This window comes from Phenylobacterium sp. T106 (assembly GCF_057219735.1).
The window spans coordinates 19,930-40,158 of sequence record NZ_JBXVWA010000011.1 but is presented as its reverse complement, the minus strand read 5'-3'; the positions used below and the strand labels follow the sequence as shown (position 1 = coordinate 40,158).

Below are 20,229 nucleotides of genomic sequence, written 5' to 3'. Positions count from 1 at the left end.
GCCCTCAGTTCGGCGGGTTGTGCTTTTCGATGAAGGCCATGGTGGCGGTGAGCATCTGCAGGCGGGTCTCGCCGCGCGAGAGCCAGTGGTCCTCGCCGTCCTGCACCACGTACTCGACCGGCTTGCCGGCCTTCTGCAGGGCCTCGGCCATGATCCGGCTCTGCTCGAGCGGAACCACGGTGTCGTCCCGGCCGTGCACCAGCAGGATGGGGATGGAGACGCGCCCGACGTGGGTCAGCGGCGAGATCTCGGCCAGCGCGGGATCGCCCAGCTTCTGCACGCCCATGAACCGCTTCCAGTAGCGCTGGGAAACCCGTCCTTCGTCCTCCACCAGGCGGCGCAGGTCCGACAGCCCGGCCACCGAGGCGGCGCAGCGGTAGACGCCGGGGTCCAGGGTCGCGCCCGCCAGGGCGGCGTATCCGCCGTAGCTCGCGCCGGCGATGCAGACCCGCTTGGGGTCGACGAGTCCCTGGGCCGCCAGGTGGCGCACCCCGTCGGACAGGTCCGTCTGCATCTTGCGGCCCCACTGGCCGTAGCCGGCCTCGACGAACCCGCGGCCGAACCCGTCCGAGCCGCGGAAGTTCACGCGCAGCACCGCGTAGCCGCGCGAGGCGATGGCCTGCGACCACCAGTCGAACCCGGGCGTGTCGCGCGCCTCGGGGCCGCCGTGCGCCAGGACCACCAGCGGCAGGTTCCGGGCGGGCTGGCCGTTGGGCAGTGTGAGGTAGCCGGTGAGCTCCAGGCCGTCGCTCGCCTTGAACCGCAGAGCCTGCACCTTGGCGATGTCCTCGGGCAGGATCTTCTCGTAGCGGGCCGCCAGCCAGGCGCCCTTGCGGGCGCCGAGGTCGACCAGCGCGTAGCCGGGCCCGTCCCGGGCCGAGTCCACCGCGACGACGATCTTCTGGCGATCCTGCGTCCAGGACTCGAGGCGGACCGGGTCGCCCTTGAACGCGGCCTGCACCGCGTTCCAGGCCTTCTGGTCGCGGGGGTCGAAGAAGGTGTAGCGCCGCTCGTCGCCCACCAGCGCCTGGACTCCGATCAGCCGGTGCGTCTCGGGGTCGAAGATGGCGCCGTCGGCGTCGCGGACGTCGAGCGGATCCGAGGCGGCGCCGTCGGGACCGACCTCGCGCAGCAGGTAGCCCGAGGCGTCCGGCTCGGCGAGCAGGACCGACTGCCCGTCGCGCCCGAGGCCCACCATGTACGGACGGTCGATCTTGGCCGCGACGCTTCGCACCTCGGCCCAGTTCCCCGAGTCGGGACGGCGCAGCTTCAGCGACCAGCGGCCGGACTTGCCGTCGTAGTCGCTGCGCGCGACGGGCGCGCCATCGGCGCCCAGCAGGATCTCGTCGGTGTCGTTGCCGCCGAACTCGACGATCTTCTGCGCGCCGTTCCGCGGATTGCTCTGCACGATGGTCAGCAGGCCCTGGGTGTCCTTGAACGCGATCGCCTGCAGGAACAGCGTCGGCTTGCCGTCGACGAGCCGCACCAGGGGCGGCCCCGCCATGGTGTTCATCGCGCCGATCAGGTCGGACCCGGCGTCGCGGAAATGGGTGCCGGTGGTCGTCTTCGCCAGCGACTTGGAGAGCAGCGGCCGGACCTTGTCGTCCTTCAGGTCGAGCGAGAAGCCCATCAGCCATTCGCGCCGCGGCCCCAAGAGGTCGATCGGCTTGCCCGTCTGCGACGTGGTGATGATCAGCTGGTCCGTCCCCAGCCAGTCGATCCGCCGCACCTTCGCCTCGCCGACGGCGAACACCTTTGGCGCGCCGCCGGCCGTCGGCCGCACCAGCAGGCGGCGCTTGACGCCGTCGGAGGCGATCACGGCGAGGGTCGAGCCGTCTGGCGAAAGGCGGATTTCGTCGATGCTGGGCAGGCCGCCGTAGGCCGAGAGCGGCGCGGCGTGGACGGCGGACGGGCCGGCGAGCGCCAGCGCGGCGGCCGCCAGCAGAATGCGGATGCTCCTCACGCGGCCCCCCAGCCTCACGCAAATGCAATCCGAGATTGCCGTCAGGCGGAACGCGCCGCAAGGCGCCGCTAGTTGAGATCCGTCTTCTTCGGGGGCTCCGGCGGCAGGGCGGCGACGGGCACGCCGTCTTCCAGCAGCTCGCGGACCTCCTTCGGCGAGGCCTGGCCGTAGATGCCGCGGTCCTCGGCCTTGCCCTCGTGGATGGCGCGGGCCTCGCGGGCGAAGGCGTCGCCCACGTCGTCGAAGTTCTCTTCCACGTGACGGCGGATGCGGCCGGCGGCCTCCATCATCATGGCGCGCATCTGGGCGGGCTCGACGTCGCGCGCGGTGCGCTTCGTGCCGGCGACGGCGGGCGCCATGATCTGCTTGCGGACGGCCTTCGAGGCGCAGACCGGGCATTCGAGCAGGCCGCGCGCCTGCTGGTCGTCGTAGTCGCCGGACGAGGCGAACCAGCCCTCGAACGCGTGATCGTGGTCGCAGGTGAGCGCGTAGCGGATCATCGAACCTTATCTAGGGACCCGTGAACGCCCGCGCATTGGCCAGCGCGGGAATGGCCCTGCGGGCCTTCTGCGGCGCCGCCAGGTCGAGGTCGGCGAAAAGCACGCCCGGCTCGTCGTGGTCAAGCTCGGCCACCACCTCGCCCCAGGGCTCCACCACCAGCGAATGCCCGTAGGTGCCGCGGCCGTCCTCGTGGAAGCCGCCCTGGGCGGCGGCCAGGACATAGCTGCCCGTCTCGATGGCGCGCGCCCGCATCAGGACGCGCCAGTGCGCCTCTCCGGTGGGCCGGGTGAAGGCGGCAGGGATGGTCATCACCTCGGCGCCCGCCAGCGCGAGCGCGCGGTGCAGGGCCGGGAAGCGCAGGTCGTAGCAGATGGTCAGGCCCAGCCGGACCCCGTCGACCTCGGCCGTGACGGCGCGATCGCCGGGCTCGTAGGTGGCCGACTCCCGCGCGGTCTCCCCGGTCGGCAGGTCGACGTCGAACATGTGCAGCTTGTCGTAGGTCGCCGCCACGCCGCCGTCGGGCCGGACCAGCACCTGGCGGTTGGCCGCCTTGCCGTCCTCGCGCAGCACCAGGGCCGAACCGACGTCGATCCAGACCCCGAACTCACGGGCGGCCTCGCGCAGGCCGGTCACCACGGGATCGTCCTCCAGCCGCGTCAGCTGGGGCAGCAGCCGGTCGCGGTCCTTCTGCAGGATGTTCGTGCCCTCGGGCGTGCAGACGAGACGCGCGCCGCCGGCCGCGGCCTCCCGCACGAGGGGCAGGACATGGGCGAGCGCCGCGGCGTGGCTCGCGGGCGTGCGGGTCTGGATCAGCGCGACCTTCATGCGGCTCCCTTAGTCGCGGCCGCGCCGCGACGGAAGGCCGGTCAGGCCTGCTCCGGGAGGCGATCACGTGTACGACCCACGCCGCACAGGAGCTGTCATCCCGGTTTCGCCATCGGGCGAAAACCGGGACCCATACGCACCCGCTGCCTGTGGCGGCCCGCGGCGGCGGCGCCGCGCCTCCTCCGGAACCACCGAGTCTATGGGTCCCGGTCTTCCGCTGCGCGGAAACCGGGACGACAGGGTTTGGGGGCGGTGCGCGCCCTCAGGCCGCCAGCAGCGGGTCCAGCTTGCCGGCGCGTTCGAGGGCCATCATGTCGTCGCAGCCGCCGATGTGCCGGTCGCCGATGAAGATCTGCGGATAGGTCGCCCGGCCGCCCGAGCGCTGGAGCATCTCCTGGCGCTTGTCGGGGTCGAACGCCGCCGAGATCTCGGTGAACGTGACGCCCTTCTGCTCCAGCAGGTCAACCGCGCGGATGCAGTAGGGGCAGTAGGGCTTGGTGTAGATGGTGACCTGGGTCATCTCGCTCGCAGCCGTCGTCGTTTCGCCGTCATATAGTGAGTCCTTGCGGCGCTTGGACCCTCGCCACCACCGCCAGGTCAACGCGGGCGGCTCCGGCGGCCTTCAACGCCCGCGCACAGCCCTCTGCGGTGGCGCCTGTGGTCAACACGTCATCGACTAGAAGGATGCGCAGGCCCTCCACCTGTCGGCGACGGCCCTCGGGCGTCTCGAAGGCGCCGGCCACGTTGCGCCGGCGGCCCGTCCCGGACTTGCCGCCCTGGGTCTGGGTGCGGCGGCGGCGCACGAGCGCGTCGGGCAGGTAGGGCGTCCCGGTCAACCGGGCGAGCGGCCGGGCGATCTCGGCGGCCTGATTGTAGCGCCGGGACAGGAGGCGCAGGGGGTGCAGCGGCACGGGGACGATGGCGTCCGCCGGCTCGATCAGGTCGCGGGCTGCGCGGCTGAGCCAGCGGGCGAGCATGGGCGCCAGGTCGAGGCGGTCGGCGTGCTTCAGCTGCAGGATGGGATCGCGCGAGGTCTCGTCGTAGAGGCACGCGGCGCGGGCGGCGTCGAAGGCGCGGGGCTTGGCCAGGCAGGCCGGGCAGCGCACGCCGGAGTCGAAGGCGAACGGCGCCCCGCAGCCGTCGCAGACGGGGCCGTCCAGGAAGCGGATGCGGCTCCAGGCGTCGGCCGAGAAGCCCCCCGCCAGCGGGCGCGGCCCGCCGTCCAGCGCCTGGGGCGGGAACAGCATGTCGAGCGCGCCGCGCCACGCCGCCTGAACGCGGGGCTTCCATGTCGCGGCGAAATCGTCTCTCTCGGCGTCCAATGCCGGCCCCGCCTCCAGCCACGCCCCCCAGGCTCTTCGATCGCGAGCTTCACCGCAAGCGCCTGGACCGGGCGGCGGGCGGCTTCGGCGCGGCCGACTTCCTGCACCGGCGGGCCGCGACCGACATCGCCGAGCGGCTGGCTCCCATCCTGAGGACCTTCCCCCGGGCGGCCGAGCTCTCGGCCCGGGGCGGCGCCTTCGCCGAGGCCCTGGCCCAGGAGGCGCCGGGCAAGGTGGGGATGCTGATCGAGGCCGACCTGTCGCCCCGGATGCTCGCCGGCCGGCCGGGGCCGCGCCTGGTCGCCGACGACGAGCGCCTGCCGTTCGCCGACGCCAGCCTGGACCTGATCGTCTCGACGCTGGGGCTGCACTGGACCAACGACGTGGTCGGCGCGCTGATCCAGGCGCGCCGCGCGCTGAGACCGGACGGCCTGTTCATCGCCGCCCTGCTGGGCGGGGTGACGCTGACCGAGCTGCGCCAGTCGCTGGTGGCCGCCGAGGCCGAGATCCTGGGCGGCGCGGGCAGCCGCGTCTCGCCCTTCGCCGACACCGCCGACGCGGCGGGCCTGCTGCAGCGCGCGGGCTTCATCCAGCCCGTGGCCGACGTCGACACCGTGACCGTGACCTATGCGCACCCGCTGCGCCTGCTGGCCGACCTGCGCCAGATGGGCGAGACCAGCGTGCTCGCCGACCGGCATCCCAAGCCGCTGACCCGGACCCTGCTGGCGCGCGCCTGCGCGCTCTACGCCGAGCGATTCGGGACCGCCGACGGCCGCGTTCCGGCCACCTTCGAGATCATCACCCTGACCGGCTGGACCCCGGCCGCGAACCCGCAAGCTGCGCCATAAGACTCTGATAACCCTGGCGGTGTGACAGTCCGCCACGGCGCAGGCCGGGCCGTTCGCGGCCAAGCTTGCGTCAGTGGGGGGCGGTTCGTCGGGGAGAGATCGACGTGCGCCCAAGGACTGCCCGCGGCCTGACGGCCGCCCTCATCGCCGCGACGCTGGCCGGCTGCGCCACGCCCGCGCCGCCGCCGCCGGCCCGGGCCGCCCGCGCGCCCGCGGGCGGCTACCTCGACGTGGGCCTGGCCGCGCAGGCCGGGGCGTTCGAGGCCTACACCCGCAAGGCCGCGGCCATCGACCCCGCCTTCTCGGGGCCGGCCGAGATCGGCGAGCGGCTGCGCACCGCCGCCGGCTACGAGCCGCGGCAGCTGGAAGCCAGCATGATCGCCTACGCCGCCCTGGCCGCCCTGCAGGAGCCCGGCTTCGTGGCGGCCGTCCGCGCCGATCGCGACCTCGGCCGACGCATCGCCGCCGCGCCCGAGGCGGCCCTGAGGACGCCCGGGGCCTCGGCCGCCGCCGCCCGCGCCAACGCGGCTCTGGCCCGTCGCGGCGAGGCGCTCGCGGGCGCCGGGCAGCGGGTGCGCAAGGCCTCGTACAGCGTCCAGCACCAGCCCTGGTCGCGCGCCCGGGTGCCCAACGGCCCGCAGCGGCTGGCGGCCGTGAAGCAGGCGGCCGGCTACCGCGCCGATCCCGCCGACCGCGCGCGCCTGCACGCCGCCCTGGCCGAGGGCGGGCGGCGGAGCGGCGCGACCCCGGTGGTCACCCGCGGCGTGGCGGTGGCGGCGCTGACCGTCCTGGGCCAGGACCGCGCCGCCCGCTCGCTGATGCAGGAGCCCCGCGCCGGCCAGTGCCTGCGCATCGCCAAACTCAACTTCCACCAGTGCCTCGCGGCGGCGGGCACGCACTACGAGGACATCTACTGCCTGGGGCTGCACGCCATGGCCGATCCCGGCCAGTGCGTCGTCGACGCCGCCCGGCCCACGCGCCGCGCGGGGCTCTGAACGCGGCCGCCCGGCCCGGGAGGCCGAGGGCTCAGTCGTCGATCCAGACGGCGACGCGGCCCCTGCCGCCCGCCGCGACGCACGTGGCCCCCGCGCAGGCGATGGCGTGGAAGGCCTCTTCGTCCACCTGACGCCAGGTGGCGCCGTCGTCGCGGCTGACCGAGGCGCCGCGCGGCCCGATGGCGATCAGCGTGCGCGCATCGCGGCGGGCCACGCCCTCCAGCAGCCGCGGCGTCCCGGCGTCGGGCGCGGGCGTCCACGTGCGTCCGCCATCCTGCGTGCGCGCGATCGCGGGGCCTTCGCGCAGCTCGGCCCTGTAGTCGCCGCCGACGACCACCGCGCGGCCGCCCCCCAGCGCTATGCCGCCGAAGAGGCCCGCGCTCTCGCCGCCTTCTATGGCAGTCTCGGACGCCGACCAGGTCGCCCCGTCGTCACGCGAATGGAACACCCGGGCGCGGGCGAGGCCGCCGCCGACGATCCACACCTCCCGGCCGGGGCCCAGGAACAGGGCCGAGTTGCTCGCCGCGAACGCCGCCTCTCCCGGCCTCACCGCGGGCCCCGGCAGCCGGGTCCACGTCCGGCCGCCGTCGTCCGTGCGCAGCACGAACCAGCGCCCGCCGACCGGGTCGCCCAGCACGAACCCGCGCCGGCCGTCGCGCAGCGCCAGGGTGTCGAGGAAGGCGCCGGGCTCGGTGGTCTGGAACGTCTTCGCCCAGCTCACGCCGTCGGCGCTGCGGAAGATGTTGGCGTCGCCCTTCGCGGCCTCGCCCGCGCTCATCAGCAGGACGGCGCCGTCGTGGGCCACCGCGACGCCCCGGAAGTCGTACGCCGCCTCGCCCAGCGGCGCGGAGAAGCGCCAGGTCCGGCCGCCGTCCTGGCTCACGGCGTGCGCGCCCTTGCTGCCCGAGACGTGGAAGGCGCCGGACGGCGAGATCGCCACCGCGCGCAGCGTGACATCGTCGCGCGGCAGGTCGATGCGCCGCCAGCCGGCCTGCGCGGGGGCCGCCAGCGTCAGCGCCAGGAGAGCCGCCAGGACGCGCATCTCATTCGCCCAGCAGATGCATCGCCACCTCGCGGCGGTGGGGGCGGCGGCGGTGCTCGAAGAGGTAGACGCCCTGCCACGTCCCGAGCGCCAGGCGGCCGTCCAGCAGCGGGATCGAGAGCTGCACGCCGGTGAGCACGCTGCGCAGGTGGGCCGGCATGTCGTCCGGCCCCTCGTCCTGGTGGCGGTAGCCGGGGCTCTCGGGCGCCACGCGGGCCACCCAGTCCTCCAGGTCGCGGCGGACGTCCGGGGCGGCGTTCTCCTGGATGGTCAGCGACGCCGAGGTGTGGCGGCAGAAGAGCGTGAGCAGCCCGGCGGCCATGCCCTGCCCGTGGGCCCAGGCGGCCACGTCGCGGGTGATCTCGTGCAGCCCGGGCCCCGGCGTCCGCACCGCGAGCACGGTCGCCGCCTGGCGCATCAGATCAGGTCCCGCAGCCACGCCACCAGCGGCGCGTCCGCCGGCGGCATCGGGTAGGCGTCCATGCCGTTGGGGCGCACCCAGGCGATGGCCTTGTGCTCCAGCGCCCGCACCACGCCCTTCCAGCGCCGGACCAGGTAGAGCGGCATCAAGAGGTGGAAGGTCTCGTATTCGTGGCTGGCGAAGACGAAGGGCGCCAGGCAGGACTTGGTCACCGTGATCCCGAGTTCCTCGTTCAGCTCGCGGATCAGGCAGGCCTCGAGGGTCTCGCCGGGCTCCACCTTGCCGCCGGGAAACTCCCAGAGTCCGGCCAGCTGCTTGCCCTCCGGGCGCTGGCAGATCAGCACCCGGCCGTCCACGTCGACCAGGGCCGCGGCGGCGACCAGGACCATCGGCTTCGTCATCCGGCTTCCTTGGCGGGGTGTGGCCGCAAAGGCAACATGCGGCCCGAAACCGGGGCGCGGCCCCGCTATTCCGACTGCGTGGGTTGACTTTGCCGCGTGAAACCCCGATGTGCGGCCTGCGCTCCTCCTGAGCGCTAGCGACGCTCCAGCCGCGTGGGGTCCCTCCGGACCCAGCCTGTCGAGCGCAGTGAGAGACTTCTCATAGATCGCCCATCACGCGGGGCGCTCCCCAAAGACCCGCGATCCCGCGCCCCCGGAGCGACCGGCTGGGCGCGTTCGTCGCATACGTGAAAGACTATCGTTTGACCCAATTCACCGACCTTGGCCTGGCCAAGCCGCTGCTCAAGGCGCTGGCCGACGAGGGCTATGTCAATCCCACCCCGATCCAGGCCCAGGCGATCCCGGGCGTCATGGACGGCAAGGACATCCTGGGCATCGCCCAGACCGGCACCGGCAAGACCGCGGCCTTCGCACTGCCTATCCTGCACCGCCTCGCCGAGACCAAGCGCCAGGCCCCGCGCCGCAGCGCCCGCGTCCTGGTGCTGGCCCCCACCCGCGAACTCGCCACCCAGATCGGCGAGAGCTTCAAGACCTACGGGCGGCACATGGGCGTCTCGGTCGCCGTGGTGTTCGGCGGCGTGAAGTACGGCGGCCAGATGCGCGCGCTCGCGGGCGGCGTCGACGTGCTGGTGGCCACCCCGGGCCGCCTGCTCGACCACCTGGGCGAGAAGACCATGACCCTCGAGGGCGTGGAGACCTTCGTCCTGGACGAGGCCGACCAGATGCTGGACATGGGCTTCATCGTCCCGATCCGGAAGATCGTGAAGTTCCTGCCGCGCCAGCGCCAGAACCTGTTCTTCTCGGCCACCATGCCGAAGGAGATCGAGGTGCTCGCCGGCGAGATCCTCAACCCCAACCCGGTGAAGGTCTCGGTCACCCCGCAGGCCACCACGGTGGAGCGGATCAACCAGCGCATCCTCTTCGTCGAGCAGCAGCGCAAGCGCGCCCTGCTGGCCGAGCTGTTCGACGACGACAGCTTCAAGCGCGTCATCGTGTTCACCCGCACCAAGCGCGGCGCCGACCGCGTGGCGCGCGGGCTGGAGCAGGTGGGCGTCGAGGCGGCCTCGATTCACGGCGACAAGAGCCAGGGCCAGCGCGAGCGGGCGCTGGCGGCGTTCAAGGCCGGCGAGGTCCGCGCGCTGGTGGCCACCGACATCGCCGCCCGCGGCATCGACATCGACGCGGTCAGCCACGTGGTGCAGTTCGAGCTGCCGAACGTGCCCGAGGCCTACGTGCACCGGATCGGCCGCACGGCCCGCGCCGGCGCCGACGGCTCGGCGGTGGCGTTCTGCGCCGACGACGAGCGCGGCCTGCTGAAGGACATCGAGAAGGTGACCCGCCAGCGGATCCCCAGCTTCGACCGCCGCAACGACCGTCACCTGGGCGCGGCCACCGCCGCCCTGCCCGACCCGGGCAAGCCCGAGCGCTCCGAGGCGGCACAGCCGCACCGCGCCAAGCATCCGCCGAAGCGCAACCGCAACCACGCCGAGGCCAAGCCGGGCCACCGGCACGAAGGCGGCCCGGCGCGGCCCCCGCGCAGCCCCGAAGCCAAGCCGGCCTTCAAGGGCCCCGGCCGGCGTCGCCGCGGCGGCGGCGGCAACGGCGGCCGCTCCCAGGGGGGCGGCGGCAGCAACGGCGTCTGGTCGAACCGGTAGGGCCGCTGTCATCCCGCGGCTTGTCCGCGGGACCCATGCGGGCGACTGCAGGGCGCAGAAACGACGCGGCGTCGGTCGTTCGAATAAACGCGTGACTCACAGCCGGCTGAGACATGGATCCCGCGGACAAGCCGCGGGATGACGCTCTTGGTATGGCGGGAGGCGGCCTTCGACACCCCACAGCCTGCCTCGTGCGCCCACGCCCTAGCCCCTGCCCGGGAACCCAAGTAACCCTCGGCGGGATGCCCAGCCTTCGCAGCACCGCCGCCGCCGCGCTCCGCGTCGTCCGACGCTGGCCGCCGGCGCATGTGGTGGTGCACGCGATCGCGGTGGCGATGACGAAGACGCGCTGGGGCGAGAGCTTCGTGCGCAGCGTTGTCGGGGCCCAGTCGCAGACCGACGCCGAGTACCGCGCCTGGGTGGCCAGGCACGACACCCTCACCGACGTCGACCGCGACGCCATCCGCGCACACGTCGAGCGCCTCCCGGCCCGGCCCCGCATCTCGGTCGTCACGACCTGCTGGCGCTCGGACCTGCGCCTGCTGGACGAGGCGGTGGCCTCGGTCCGCGGCCAGCTCTACCCGGACTGGGAGCTCTGCATCGCCGACGACGCCTCCCCGGGCGACGCGGTCTGGGCGGCGCTCACGGCCTACGCCGCCGCCGAGCCGCGCATCCGCATCGTCCGCCGCGCGGCCAACGGCGGCATCGCGGCGGCGACGAACGCCGCCCTGGCGCTGGCGACCGGCGACTTCGTGGCCTTCCTGGACCACGACGACCTCCTGGCCGAGCGCGCGCTCTACGAGGTCGCCGTCGAGCTCGCGGCCCATCCCGACGCCGACGTGGTCTTCTCTGACGAGGACAAGATCGACGAGCGCGGCCGCCGCTCGCAGCCGCACCACAAGACCGACTGGAACGGCGAGCTGATGCTGGCCGTGAACGCGGTGAACCACCTCACCGTCATGCGCCGGTCGCTGGTCGAGGCGCTGGGCGGCGTGCGCGAGGCGTTCGACGGGGCGCAGGACCACGACCTCCTGCTGCGGGCCGCCGAGCGCACCGACCGCATCCGCCACGTCCCGTGGGTGCTCTACCACTGGCGCTGGCAGGGCCGTCAGGGCTCGTATTCCCGCGCCCGCGCCGAGCAGTGCGCCGAGGCGTCGCGGCGCGCCGTGGCCGAGCACCTGGCGCGCACCGGCCAGCTGGCCGCCGTGGAGCGCCTGCCGGGCGCCCAGGGCTGGCTGCGGGTGCGCCGCGCCGCCCCTCGGCCGCCGCCGCGGGTCAGCGTCATCGTGCCCACGCGCGACCGGGCCGAACTGCTGGCCCGCTGCGCCGACGGCGTGCTGCACGGTACGGACTACGGCCCGCTGGAGCTGATCGTCGTCGACAACGGCAGCGAGGCCCCCGAGACCCTCACCCTGTTCCAGCGCCTGTCGGCCGATCCCCGCGTGCGCATCCTGGCGGCGCCCGGCCCCTTCAACTTCGCGGCCCTCAACAACCGCGCCGCCGCCGAGGCCCGGGGCGAGGTTCTGCTGCTGCTGAACAACGACATCGCCGTGCGCGAGCCCGGCTGGCTGGGCGAACTCGTGGCCCAGGCCGTGCGCCCGAACGTCGGTGCGGTCGGCGCGAAGCTCTACTATCCGGACGGCACGCTGCAGCACGCGGGCGTGGTGCTGGGCGTGGGCGGCGGTCCCGACCGGGTGGCCGGCCACCTCTACGCCGGCGCGCACGCCGACCACCCCGGCTACCAGGGCCACCTGGTCCTGGCCCGCAACGTCTCGGCCGTGACCGCCGCCTGCCTGGCGATCCGCAAGGCCGTCTGGCACGAGGTCGGCGGCATGGACGCCGAGGGCCTGGCGGTGGCCTTCAACGACGTCGACCTGTGCCTCAAGGTGCGCGCCGCCGGCTATGACGTCGTCTGGACGCCCCATGCCGAGCTGGACCACCACGAGAGCGCCAGCCGCGGATCGGACCTGGCCCCCGAGGCCGCCGCCCGCTTCGCCCGCGAGGTGGCCGTCATGCGCGAACGCTGGGGACCGGTGCTGGACGCCGACCCCTTCTACGGCCCGCTCTTCGACCCCTGCTTCACCAACTACCGCCTGGCCGACCCGCCGGGACGGGTTCAGCCTTGGAAGAAGCCCACCCCCTGATTCCGCTCATCCCCGCTGCGCAGGGGAGGTAGATCAGCTGCGGTAGTCCCCGTTGATCTCGACGTACCGCTTGGTGAGATCGCAGGTCCACACGGTGGAGCTGGCCTTGCCGACGCCGACGTCGACGCTGACCTCGAGCTCCTGCTTCTTCATGTAGGCGCTCATCTTCGCCTCGTCGTAGCTCTTGGCCACGAGGCCGTCCTGGGCGGCCCAGTGGGGGCCGAACTTCACGCTCATCTTGTCGCGGTCGACCGGCTCGTCGGCCTTGCCCACCGCCATCACGATGCGGCCCCAGTTGGCGTCCTCGCCCGCGAAGGCGGTCTTCACCAGCGGGCTGTCGGCGATGGAGCGGGCGATGCGCCGCGCCGAGGCGGCGGTCTCGGCGCCGGTGACGGTGATCTTGATGAACTTGGTCGCGCCCTCGCCGTCCCGCACCAGCTGGTGCGCCAGGTCGAGCAGCACGCCCTCCAGCTTGTCGCGGAAGTCGGCCAGGCGATGCTCGCCGGCGCGGCTGATGCGCGGCGCGCCGGATGCGCCGGTCGCGAACAGCAGCAGCGTGTCGTTGGTCGAGCGGTCGCCGTCGACGGTGACCGCGTTGAACGTGTTGCGCGTATAGAGGCTGACCAGCGCCTGCAGCGCCCGCGGCGAGATCGCCGCGTCGGTCACCACGAAGGCCAGCATGGTCGCCATGTCGGGCGCGATCATGCCCGAGCCCTTGCAGATGCCGGCGATGCGGACCTTCACCCCGTCGACGAGCGCCTCGGCGTAGGCGCCCTTCGGGAAGGTGTCGGTGGTCATGATCGCCCGCGCGGCCCGGCCCCAGCCGTCGGGGGTCAGCCGCCCCTCCAGCTCCGGCAGCCGCGCCACGATCTTGGCGTCGTCCAGCAGCACGCCGATCACGCCCGTCGAGGCGGCCATGACGTCCCGCTGGCGGCAGTCGAATCGCTTGGCCACCGCCGAGGCCACGCGGCGCACCGCGTCGGCGCCCGGCCGGCCGGTGAAGGAGTTGGCGCAGCCGGCGTTGACGACCAGCGCCTTCACGCCCTCGCCCTTGGTGGCCTCGAGGTGGCGCTTGCACCAGTCCACGGGCGCCGAGCCCACGCCGTGGCGGGTGAACACGCCGGCGCAGCTCGCCCCCTCGGGGAAGCTCATCACCAGCAGGTCCTCGCGCTCGTGCTTGTAGAACCCGGCCCGGCCGGTCGCCAGCTGGACGCCCTGCACGGGTTCGATGCGCGGGAACGGGACCGCCAGCGGCGAGACCGGCATCGCGCCCTTGTCCACCTTGGCCTTGCCGTCGTCGGCCTTCGGCGTGTCGAAGGCGTGGGCCTGCTTGTCGGCGCGGCGCAGGGCCGCGCGCTTCAGGGCGCTGGCCAGGGGGTCCAGCGCGCGCTCGAGGGTCTGGCCGACCACCTCGACCGGCTTGGCGGCCTTGGGCGCGGCGCGCTTGGCGGCCGCCGTGGACTTCGGCTTGCGGCTCATGAGGCGGCTCCCTTCGATGACGGGGCGACGGTGGGCGCGGCGGGCGCCTTCGGGGCGTCGGCCGGCGGGACGGGCGTCTTCACGCCGGCTTCCGGCTTGATCAGCGGCTCGACCTTGGCCTTGGCGCGCAGCTTCTCCAGCAGGTCCCGGATCCGGTCGTAGGTCAGGAACCGCACGATCTGCGGCCGCGCGGCGTCGAGGGCGATGGGCTGCTCCTCGCGGACGTCCTCCACCCGCACGAGCGCGAAGCCGCCCTCCACGGGGATCGGACCGACGAGCTGCCCCTTCCTCGCGCCCTTCAGCGCCGCCTCATAGGCCTCGGGCATCACGTCGGTCGTGAAGTAGCCGAGGTCGCCGCCGTTGAACCGCGTGGCCGCGTCCCGCGACCGTTCCATGGCCAGCGCCTCGAAGGACGCCCCGGCGCCCAGCAGCTTCTTCACCTGCTCGGCCTCGGCCGGCGTGGCGAGCACGATCTGGCGGGCCCGGACCTCCTCGGACCGGCGCGCGAGCTTCTGCTGTTCCTCGTAGAGCCCGCGGATGTTGCTCTCGGTCACCGCGTCCGAGACCGTCCGCTCCACCAGCATGTCGCCCAGCACCCGGTCGCGCGCCGCGGCCAGCCGCCGCTGGGCCACCGGGTCCTTGTCGAGCTTGCGCCGGACCGCCTCGGCGGCCAGCAGCTTCTGGTCGATCACCTCGTCGGTCATCTGGCGGAAGAGGTCCGACGAGGGGTCCAGCGGCTCGCCCTCGCCGATCAGCCCCTGGGCGACCGCCTCGCGCTTGACGTCCGACACCCAGACGGTCTTGCCGTCCACGCGGGCGACGGCGCGGTCGCCGCGCTCGGGCGGCGTGGTCTCGCCGCCGTCCCGGCCGCACGCGGCCAGGGAAAGCGCCAGCAGCGCAGCTATACCGGTCGTGCGGACGGGGCTCCTGGCCGCCATGCGATCTTCCGTTCCCAGCTTGAGCGCCTGCGTCCCTAGATCGCGGCCCGCCAAAGGGAAAGCCGTTTTCGCGGCTGCGCGGCGCGGGCGGCGCATGCGCCTTTGTCGGTGGCCCTGCTAGCCATTTCCGCCTCGGAGTGCAAAGGTTGGGGCCGACAGGCCCCGGCGCCCGACCGGAGCTTCAAATTCAGTCGTTGGGAGAAGAACCAGATGCGTGAAGCCGTCGTCGTTTCCTATGCCCGAACGGGCCTCGCAAAGTCGGGGCGCGGCGGGTTCAACATGACCCCTACCGTCAGCATGGCCGCCCATGCGGTGAAGCACGCGGTCGCCAAGTCGGGCGTCGACCCGGCCGACATCGAGGACGTGTTCATGGGCAACGTCGCGCACGGCGGCGGCAACATCGCCCGCCAGGCCGGCCTGCTCGGCGGCCTGCCGATCACGACCTCGGGCGTGACGGTGAACCGCTTCTGCTCGTCGGGCCTGCAGACGATCGCCATGGCGGCCAACTACGTCCGCAACGACGGCGCCCAGGCCGTGGTGGCCGGCGGCGTGGAGTCGATCTCGATGCCCAACATGGGCGTGGGCCGTGACAACAACGACCCGGAACTGCTGAAGATCGCGCCTGACATCTTCATGGCGATGATCGACACCGCCGACATCGTGGCCAAGCGCTACGGCGTCAGCCGCGAGTACCAGGACGAGTACTCCCTGGAGAGCCAGCGCCGCATGGCCGCCGCTCAGCAGGCCAACAAGTTCGCGGACGAGATCGTCCCGATGAAGACCAAGATGAAGGTCGTCGACAAGGCCACGAAGGAAGAGTCCATCGTCGACTACGTGGTGAACAAGGACGAGTGCAACCGTCCCGACACCACCGCGGAAGGCCTCGCCAAGCTCGAGCCGGTGAAGGGCCCGGGCAACTTCATCACCGCCGGCAACGCCAGCCAGCTGTCGGACGGCGCCGCCGCCGTCGTGCTGATGGAGGGCAAGGAAGCCGAGCGCCGCGGCCTCCAGCCGCTGGGCGTCTTCAAGGGCTGGGCGGTCGCCGGCTGCGAGCCTGACGAAATGGGCATCGGCCCGGTCTTCGCGATCCCCCGCCTGCTCGAGCGTCACGGCCTGAAGGTCGACGACATCGACCTGTGGGAGCTGAACGAGGCCTTCGCCAGCCAGTGCCTCTACAGCCGCGACAAGCTGGGCATCGACCCGGCCAAGTACAACGTCAACGGCGGCTCCATCGCCATCGGCCACCCCTTCGGCATGACCGGCGCGCGCCTCGCGGGCCACGTGCTGCAGGAAGGCAAGCGCCGCGGCGCCAAGCACGTGGTGGTCTCCATGTGCATCGGCGGCGGCATGGGTGGGGCGGGCCTGTTCGAGGTCTTCTGACCTCGAAAACGTCCGGTTCGCGGATCGATCGATCGGAACCAGGGGCGGGGCGTCAGCTCCGCCCCTTTTCGTGTGTCCTCGAGTCTCTCAGCCGGCCAGCTTGGCGCAGAGGATCCAGGTCCACGCCGCGGCGGTGAGCACGCCGCCGCCGGTCGTCGCAAGCACGGCGTTCCGCAGCAGGCGGCTCTGGGCGTCGATGGAGCGGATGAACGCGGCCAGCAGCCTTCGACGCAGGACCTCGGGACCTTCGTCCTCGCCCGCTGCGTCGAACTCCTCGCCGATGAGCAAGGCGTAGAGCAGAAGGCCGCTCGACAGGACGAACGGCGCCACGCCCGCCAGGCTCGCCAGCATCATCCAGGGGCGCGTGGCGGCGTCGACGCTGAGCGGCGCGCCCGGCGACGCCGAGACCGGGTGCGTCCCGATGGTGATCAGGAGCGCATTGAACGCCAGCAAGGCGCCCAGGCGGATCGACAGGTCGAGGTCGCGGTTCTCCAGAAACTCCAGGTCGGCAATGAAGCCGGGCTCCGGCGCGCCCTCGTGCATGCGCTGGAAGGCGCGCAGCCGGACGCGGAAGGAGGGCGTGCGCATCACGGAGGTCCTGCAGAACGAAACGGGCCGGGACGATAACGCCCCGGCCCGCCTGGTTCGAGTTTTCGCGCCGGCGTCTTCCGAGCGCCGATGCGAGTACGCCGGTCGTCAGGCCAGCGCGGCGCGGCGGCGCATCCGAAGCGCGGCGCCGGCCATGCCGAAGCCGCCGATCATCAGCGCCCACGTCGTGGGCTCGGGAACGGCGAGGTTCGCGTTGTTGCCGACCAGCAGTTCGACCCGATTGCCCTCGCCCGACGTCGAGAAGGAGCCCGACAGGTTGAGGTTGCCGGTCAGTACGAAGTCGGACTTGAAGCTTTGGCCGGTGATGGCGAAGTACTGGTCGCCGTCGGCGCCGGTGACGGTGGCCGGGGACAGATTGACGCCGTTCAGCTTGAGGCTGTTCAGCGAGATCACGCCATTGGGCGAGCTGTCCTTGATGAAGATCTGCAGCGTATTGAAGTTGAGCGCCGCGACGGACGGTGCGAGCCCGGCCAGGAAGTTGCTGTAGCTGAGGTTCGTGCCCTTCAGGAACCCGGACAGCACGTCGGTGTCGGCGTCGTATTCGAGCTTGAACGCGTTGTCGCCGTTCTGGGTGTACGAGACCTGGCCCTGAACGCGGTTGCCCGCGACACCCAGATCATGTTCGCCCAGGTAGTACTCGAACTCCGACGGCCTGTTGAAGGCCTTGAACCGGGCGCCGCCGGCCGCGTCGGTCAGGAAGGCGGTGGCGCTGGGGCCGCTCACCACGATCGCGGCGTCCGCCACCCCGGCGAATGCGGACAGCGCAGCGGCGGCGGTCGCAGCGACAAGAAGCTTACGGAACGTCATTTAACCCCCACAGGTAATTATCGCGACATCGGATGTCATGACGGTTGCGCCTTGACTATGGTATTCCCCTTAAGGGCGAGTGAGCGAACCCAGGCGTTGCGCGGCCGCCGCCTCAGGCCGGCCGGACCGCCTCGAACGTGAGGACCCGGTCACCGGTGCGGGGCGTCCGGCGGCGGTCGTAGTCGCCCACCACGCTCACGTCCGTGAAGCCCGCGGCCTCCAGCGCGAGGCGGAACTCCTCCAGTCCCCAGTAGCGCTGCGCCATGACGTCGAGTTGCGACTCCACGAGGCGGCCGTCGCGCCAGCGCTCGTAGCGGTAGGTCGTCTCGGCCCGCTGCTCCAGCCAGTCGGTGTGGGTCCGGATTCCCTCGCAGGTCAGCACGTCGCCGGACGGGGCGGTCCAACGCCGCCGATCCTGCCCCTGCCCCGCCAGGACGTTCAGTCCCTGCTGGTCGACGACCAGGATCCCGCCCGGCTCCAGGTGGTCGAAGAACCGCCGCAGCACCGCCCGGGCGGCGGCGACGTCGTCCACGAGGGTGAACGACCCTACCGGAATCAGGATGGCGCCGAAGCGCCGGGCGTAGGCGAAGTCCTCGTACCGCTGGCGGGTCAGGTCCGCGGACACGCCCGCGGCGGCGCATCGGGCGCGGCACCGGGCGAGCATCTCCTCCGACGGATCGAAGCCGGCGATGTCCAGGCCGGCCTGCAGGAACGGCACGAGCGTCCGGCCGGAGCCGCACGCGGGCTCCAGGATGGGCCGGCCGAAGTTCTGGAAGCGCTCCAGGTGGAAGGCCGTGTCGGGCAGGGCGAAGTACGGTTTGTCGATGTCGTAGATCTCGGCCGCTATGGCGCCATAGCGGTTGGTCACCGGGTCGGTGGGCATGAGTCGCCTCGGAAAACAGCAGAAGGGGCCGCGCCTCTGGCGGGCGCGGGGCTCAAGGCCGGCGATGTCTCGCGGCGCCTATGTGGAGCTAGGCCTTCATGACGGGCGCAGCTTAGTCCCGTCGCGCCGGCGAGGTCCAGAACGGCGTTGTACAGGAACCGGAATTATGCTTCCGTTCTCACCGACAGCTGGGAGGGGCGGCCGATGCGTTCAGCGTGGGTGCTTGCAGTGGGGCTGCTGGCCCTGGGGATCGCCGGGCCCGCGGCGCCCGAGGCGCGCAAGCCGGTGATGGCCGGCGACATTCCGGTCGCCCACACGCCGCCGGGCCCCCGCGGCTACGGCCGCACCTTCCCGCCGCCGGTGCTGAAGACCTGCACCGAGCCCCTCGTGGCGGGGGCGCCCGACCTGCGGGGGATCTGGAAGGTGATCGAGGAGAACGGCAAGCCGCCCGAGGCCTCGTCGCGCTTCTCCACCTACGCCGAACGCATCGAGCAGTGCGGGAACCGCATCGTCGACATGGGCGGCGGCACGATCGCCGACGCCCGCGCCGACGGCACCGAGGCGAACGCGGTCCAGGACGTCTCGGTGCGGGACTTCAAGACCCCCATCGTCGCCATCGCCAGCTACGAGAACGGCGTCTTCATCCTGCGGCCGAAGGGCACGAACCGCGAGGTGCGGCGCTGGCTGGACGACAAGGGCCGCCTGCACTGGACGCGGCCGGACTACGGCCACCTCGTGCTCGAGAAGATCGGCGGCCCGAACGACCCCTACACGCGGCCCCCGCATCCGGCCGACCCTTGAGTTCCCCCTACCCTGCCGCCGGCCTCGAGCTGCGCTCGCGGGTCCGCGCCGACGGCGTGCTGGAGTTGTCGCTGGCCGATGCGCCCGTCCGCCCCCCGGGCGCAGCGGAGGTGGTCGTGCGCATCGAGGCGGCGCCGGTCAATCCCGGCGATCTGGGGCTGCTGCTCGGCCCGGCCGACCTCTCCACGCTCGCGACGCGCGACGGCGTCACGACCGCGACGATCCCGCCCGCCTTGCGGCCCGGCGTGGCCGGCCGGATCGGCCAGTCCCTGCCGACCGGCGTGGAGGGCGCCGGCGTCGTCGTCGCGGCCGGCTCCGACCCGGCCGCGCAGGCCCTCGTCGGGCGGGTGGTCTCGGTGTTCGGCGGCGGCATGTACGTCCAGTATCGGACGCTGCCCGCGGCCATGGTCCTGCCGCTTCCCGAGGGGACCGACCCCGCGGACGGGGCGGCGGCCTTCGCCAACCCCATGACCGCGCTCGGGATGGTCGAGACGCTGCGGATGGAGGGCCACGCCGCCCTCGTCCACACCGCGGCGGCGTCCAACCTCGGCCGGATGCTGATCCGCCTCTGCGCCGCGGACGGCGTGGAGCTCGTCAACGTCGTGCGCAGCCCGCAGCAGGCCGAAGAGCTGCGGGCCCTGGGCGCGCGGCATGTCGTCGACACGAGCGCGCCGACCTTCCAGGCCGACCTCGCGGCGGCGGTGGCCGCCACCGACGCCACCCTGGGGTTCGACGCCGTCGGCGGCGGCCCGCTGACCAGCCAGATCCTGTCCGCGATGGAACAGGCCCAGGCCGCGAAGGGCGGCGCCTACAGCCGCTACGGCTCCAGCCGGCACAAGCAGGTCTACATCTACGGCGGCCTCGATCCCGGCCCGACGGGCCTGGCCCGCAGCTACGGCATGGCCTGGGGCGTGGGCGGCTTCATCCTGACAGGCTTCCTGGCCAAGGCCGGCCCGGCGCGCGTCCAGGCGCTGCGCGATCGCGTGGCCGCCGAGCTCGCCACCACCTTCCGGAGCGCCTACGCGGCCGAGGTCTCGCTGCGCGAGGCGCTCGAGCCGGACGTCATCCGCGCCTTCAGCCGCAAGCAGACGGGCGGCAAGATCCTCCTGCGTCCGAACCGCGCCTGACCGCCGCGGGCGGCCTCGCGCTCCGCCC

Annotated in this window: 20 protein-coding genes; 7 read left to right on the top strand and 13 right to left on the bottom strand. The window is 72.8% G+C overall.

Translation table 11 applies throughout. The features are described from left to right. Nucleotides 1–4 precede the first annotated feature (4 nt). The 5 genes from AC2D8W_RS19880 to AC2D8W_RS19860 form a co-directional block, all read right to left on the bottom strand. Nucleotides 5–1,963 carry an alpha/beta hydrolase family protein gene (locus AC2D8W_RS19880; RefSeq protein WP_484672988.1) on the bottom strand — a complete coding sequence of 653 codons (1,959 nt, stop codon included), beginning with the start codon at nt 1,961–1,963 and terminating at the stop codon, nt 5–7. Between the two features lie 68 nt (nt 1,964–2,031). After that, nucleotides 2,032–2,463 carry a DUF1178 family protein gene (locus AC2D8W_RS19875; protein WP_293479352.1) on the bottom strand — a complete coding sequence of 144 codons (432 nt, stop codon included), beginning with the start codon at nt 2,461–2,463 and terminating at the stop codon, nt 2,032–2,034. Nucleotides 2,464–2,473: 10 nt separating this feature from the next. Further along, complete coding sequence (locus tag AC2D8W_RS19870; RefSeq protein WP_484672987.1) at nt 2,474–3,289, bottom strand: carbon-nitrogen hydrolase family protein; 816 nt, start codon at nt 3,287–3,289, stop codon at nt 2,474–2,476. A 262-nt stretch (nt 3,290–3,551) separates the two neighbouring features. Continuing rightward, nucleotides 3,552–3,809, bottom strand: a complete 258-nt coding sequence (grxC, locus tag AC2D8W_RS19865; protein WP_484672986.1) for a glutaredoxin 3 — start codon at nt 3,807–3,809, stop codon at nt 3,552–3,554. A gap of 28 nt (nt 3,810–3,837) precedes the next feature. Continuing rightward, nucleotides 3,838–4,611, bottom strand: a complete 774-nt coding sequence (locus tag AC2D8W_RS19860; RefSeq protein WP_484672985.1) for a ComFC family protein — start codon at nt 4,609–4,611, stop codon at nt 3,838–3,840. Between AC2D8W_RS19860 and AC2D8W_RS19855 the strand changes: the two genes are divergently transcribed. Both AC2D8W_RS19855 and AC2D8W_RS19850 read left to right on the top strand, forming a co-directional pair. Next, a complete protein-coding gene (locus tag AC2D8W_RS19855) occupies nt 4,611–5,459 on the top strand; it encodes a methyltransferase domain-containing protein (protein ID WP_484672984.1) in 849 nt (282 codons plus the stop codon). The genes AC2D8W_RS19860 and AC2D8W_RS19855 overlap by 1 nt on opposite strands. 104 nt (nt 5,460–5,563) lie before the next feature. Further along, on the top strand, nt 5,564–6,454 hold the full coding sequence (locus AC2D8W_RS19850) for a hypothetical protein (protein WP_484672983.1): 891 nt from the start codon (nt 5,564–5,566) through the stop codon (nt 6,452–6,454). Between the two features lie 31 nt (nt 6,455–6,485). Here AC2D8W_RS19850 and AC2D8W_RS19845 read toward each other — a convergent pair whose 3' ends face one another. From AC2D8W_RS19845 to AC2D8W_RS19835, 3 genes are read right to left on the bottom strand one after another with little or no spacing between them, the layout of a single operon-like run. After that, the gene (locus AC2D8W_RS19845; protein ID WP_484672982.1) at nt 6,486–7,496 is read right to left on the bottom strand and encodes a WD40/YVTN/BNR-like repeat-containing protein; all 1,011 of its coding nucleotides are present in this window, start codon (nt 7,494–7,496) and stop codon (nt 6,486–6,488) included. A 1-nt stretch (nt 7,497) separates the two neighbouring features. Continuing rightward, nucleotides 7,498–7,914: a secondary thiamine-phosphate synthase enzyme YjbQ gene (locus AC2D8W_RS19840; protein WP_484672981.1), complete on the bottom strand. Its 417-nt coding sequence runs from the start codon at nt 7,912–7,914 to the stop codon at nt 7,498–7,500. Then, a complete protein-coding gene (locus AC2D8W_RS19835; protein ID WP_484672980.1) occupies nt 7,914–8,318 on the bottom strand; it encodes a (deoxy)nucleoside triphosphate pyrophosphohydrolase in 405 nt (134 codons plus the stop codon). Before AC2D8W_RS19835 ends, AC2D8W_RS19840 begins: the two co-directional genes overlap by 1 nt. Before the next feature lie 302 nt (nt 8,319–8,620). Here AC2D8W_RS19835 and AC2D8W_RS19830 point away from each other — a divergent pair, with 302 nt between their 5' ends. Together AC2D8W_RS19830 and AC2D8W_RS19825 are read left to right on the top strand one after the other, a co-directional pair. Next, nucleotides 8,621–10,033, top strand: coding sequence for a DEAD/DEAH box helicase (locus tag AC2D8W_RS19830; protein ID WP_484672979.1), 1,413 nt, complete (start codon nt 8,621–8,623; stop codon nt 10,031–10,033). A gap of 242 nt (nt 10,034–10,275) precedes the next feature. Further along, complete coding sequence (locus tag AC2D8W_RS19825) at nt 10,276–12,177, top strand: glycosyltransferase family 2 protein (protein WP_484672978.1); 1,902 nt, start codon at nt 10,276–10,278, stop codon at nt 12,175–12,177. Nucleotides 12,178–12,210: 33 nt separating this feature from the next. Here the strand turns inward: AC2D8W_RS19825 and argJ are convergent, their stop codons facing one another. Together argJ and AC2D8W_RS19815 are read right to left on the bottom strand one after the other, a co-directional pair. Then, nucleotides 12,211–13,656: a bifunctional glutamate N-acetyltransferase/amino-acid acetyltransferase ArgJ gene (gene argJ, locus AC2D8W_RS19820; RefSeq protein ID WP_484672977.1), complete on the bottom strand. Its 1,446-nt coding sequence runs from the start codon at nt 13,654–13,656 to the stop codon at nt 12,211–12,213. Next, the gene (locus AC2D8W_RS19815; RefSeq protein WP_484672976.1) at nt 13,653–14,594 is read right to left on the bottom strand and encodes a peptidyl-prolyl cis-trans isomerase; all 942 of its coding nucleotides are present in this window, start codon (nt 14,592–14,594) and stop codon (nt 13,653–13,655) included. The genes argJ and AC2D8W_RS19815 overlap by 4 nt, the downstream gene beginning before the upstream one ends. Nucleotides 14,595–14,804: 210 nt before the next feature. Between AC2D8W_RS19815 and AC2D8W_RS19810 the strand changes: the two genes are divergently transcribed. Then, nucleotides 14,805–15,974 (top strand): acetyl-CoA C-acyltransferase, encoded by a 1,170-nt coding sequence (locus tag AC2D8W_RS19810; protein WP_293485696.1) that lies wholly within the window; start codon nt 14,805–14,807, stop codon nt 15,972–15,974. Nucleotides 15,975–16,061: 87 nt separating this feature from the next. On the opposite strand, the gene AC2D8W_RS19805 is transcribed toward AC2D8W_RS19810, so the two are convergent. From AC2D8W_RS19805 to AC2D8W_RS19795, 3 genes are all read right to left on the bottom strand, one after another. After that, a complete protein-coding gene (locus AC2D8W_RS19805) occupies nt 16,062–16,562 on the bottom strand; it encodes a hypothetical protein (protein ID WP_484672975.1) in 501 nt (166 codons plus the stop codon). Nucleotides 16,563–16,670: 108 nt separating this feature from the next. Next, nucleotides 16,671–17,390, bottom strand: coding sequence for a PEPxxWA-CTERM sorting domain-containing protein (locus AC2D8W_RS19800; RefSeq protein ID WP_484672974.1), 720 nt, complete (start codon nt 17,388–17,390; stop codon nt 16,671–16,673). Between the two features lie 112 nt (nt 17,391–17,502). After that, complete coding sequence (locus AC2D8W_RS19795) at nt 17,503–18,273, bottom strand: class I SAM-dependent methyltransferase (protein ID WP_484672973.1); 771 nt, start codon at nt 18,271–18,273, stop codon at nt 17,503–17,505. A gap of 204 nt (nt 18,274–18,477) precedes the next feature. Here AC2D8W_RS19795 and AC2D8W_RS19790 point away from each other — a divergent pair, with 204 nt between their 5' ends. Further along, on the top strand, nt 18,478–19,074 hold the full coding sequence (locus tag AC2D8W_RS19790) for a hypothetical protein (protein ID WP_484672972.1): 597 nt from the start codon (nt 18,478–18,480) through the stop codon (nt 19,072–19,074). After that, the gene (locus AC2D8W_RS19785; protein WP_484672971.1) at nt 19,071–20,201 is read left to right on the top strand and encodes an MDR/zinc-dependent alcohol dehydrogenase-like family protein; all 1,131 of its coding nucleotides are present in this window, start codon (nt 19,071–19,073) and stop codon (nt 20,199–20,201) included. The genes AC2D8W_RS19790 and AC2D8W_RS19785 overlap by 4 nt, the downstream gene beginning before the upstream one ends. The last annotated feature ends 28 nt before the right edge of the window (nt 20,202–20,229 follow it).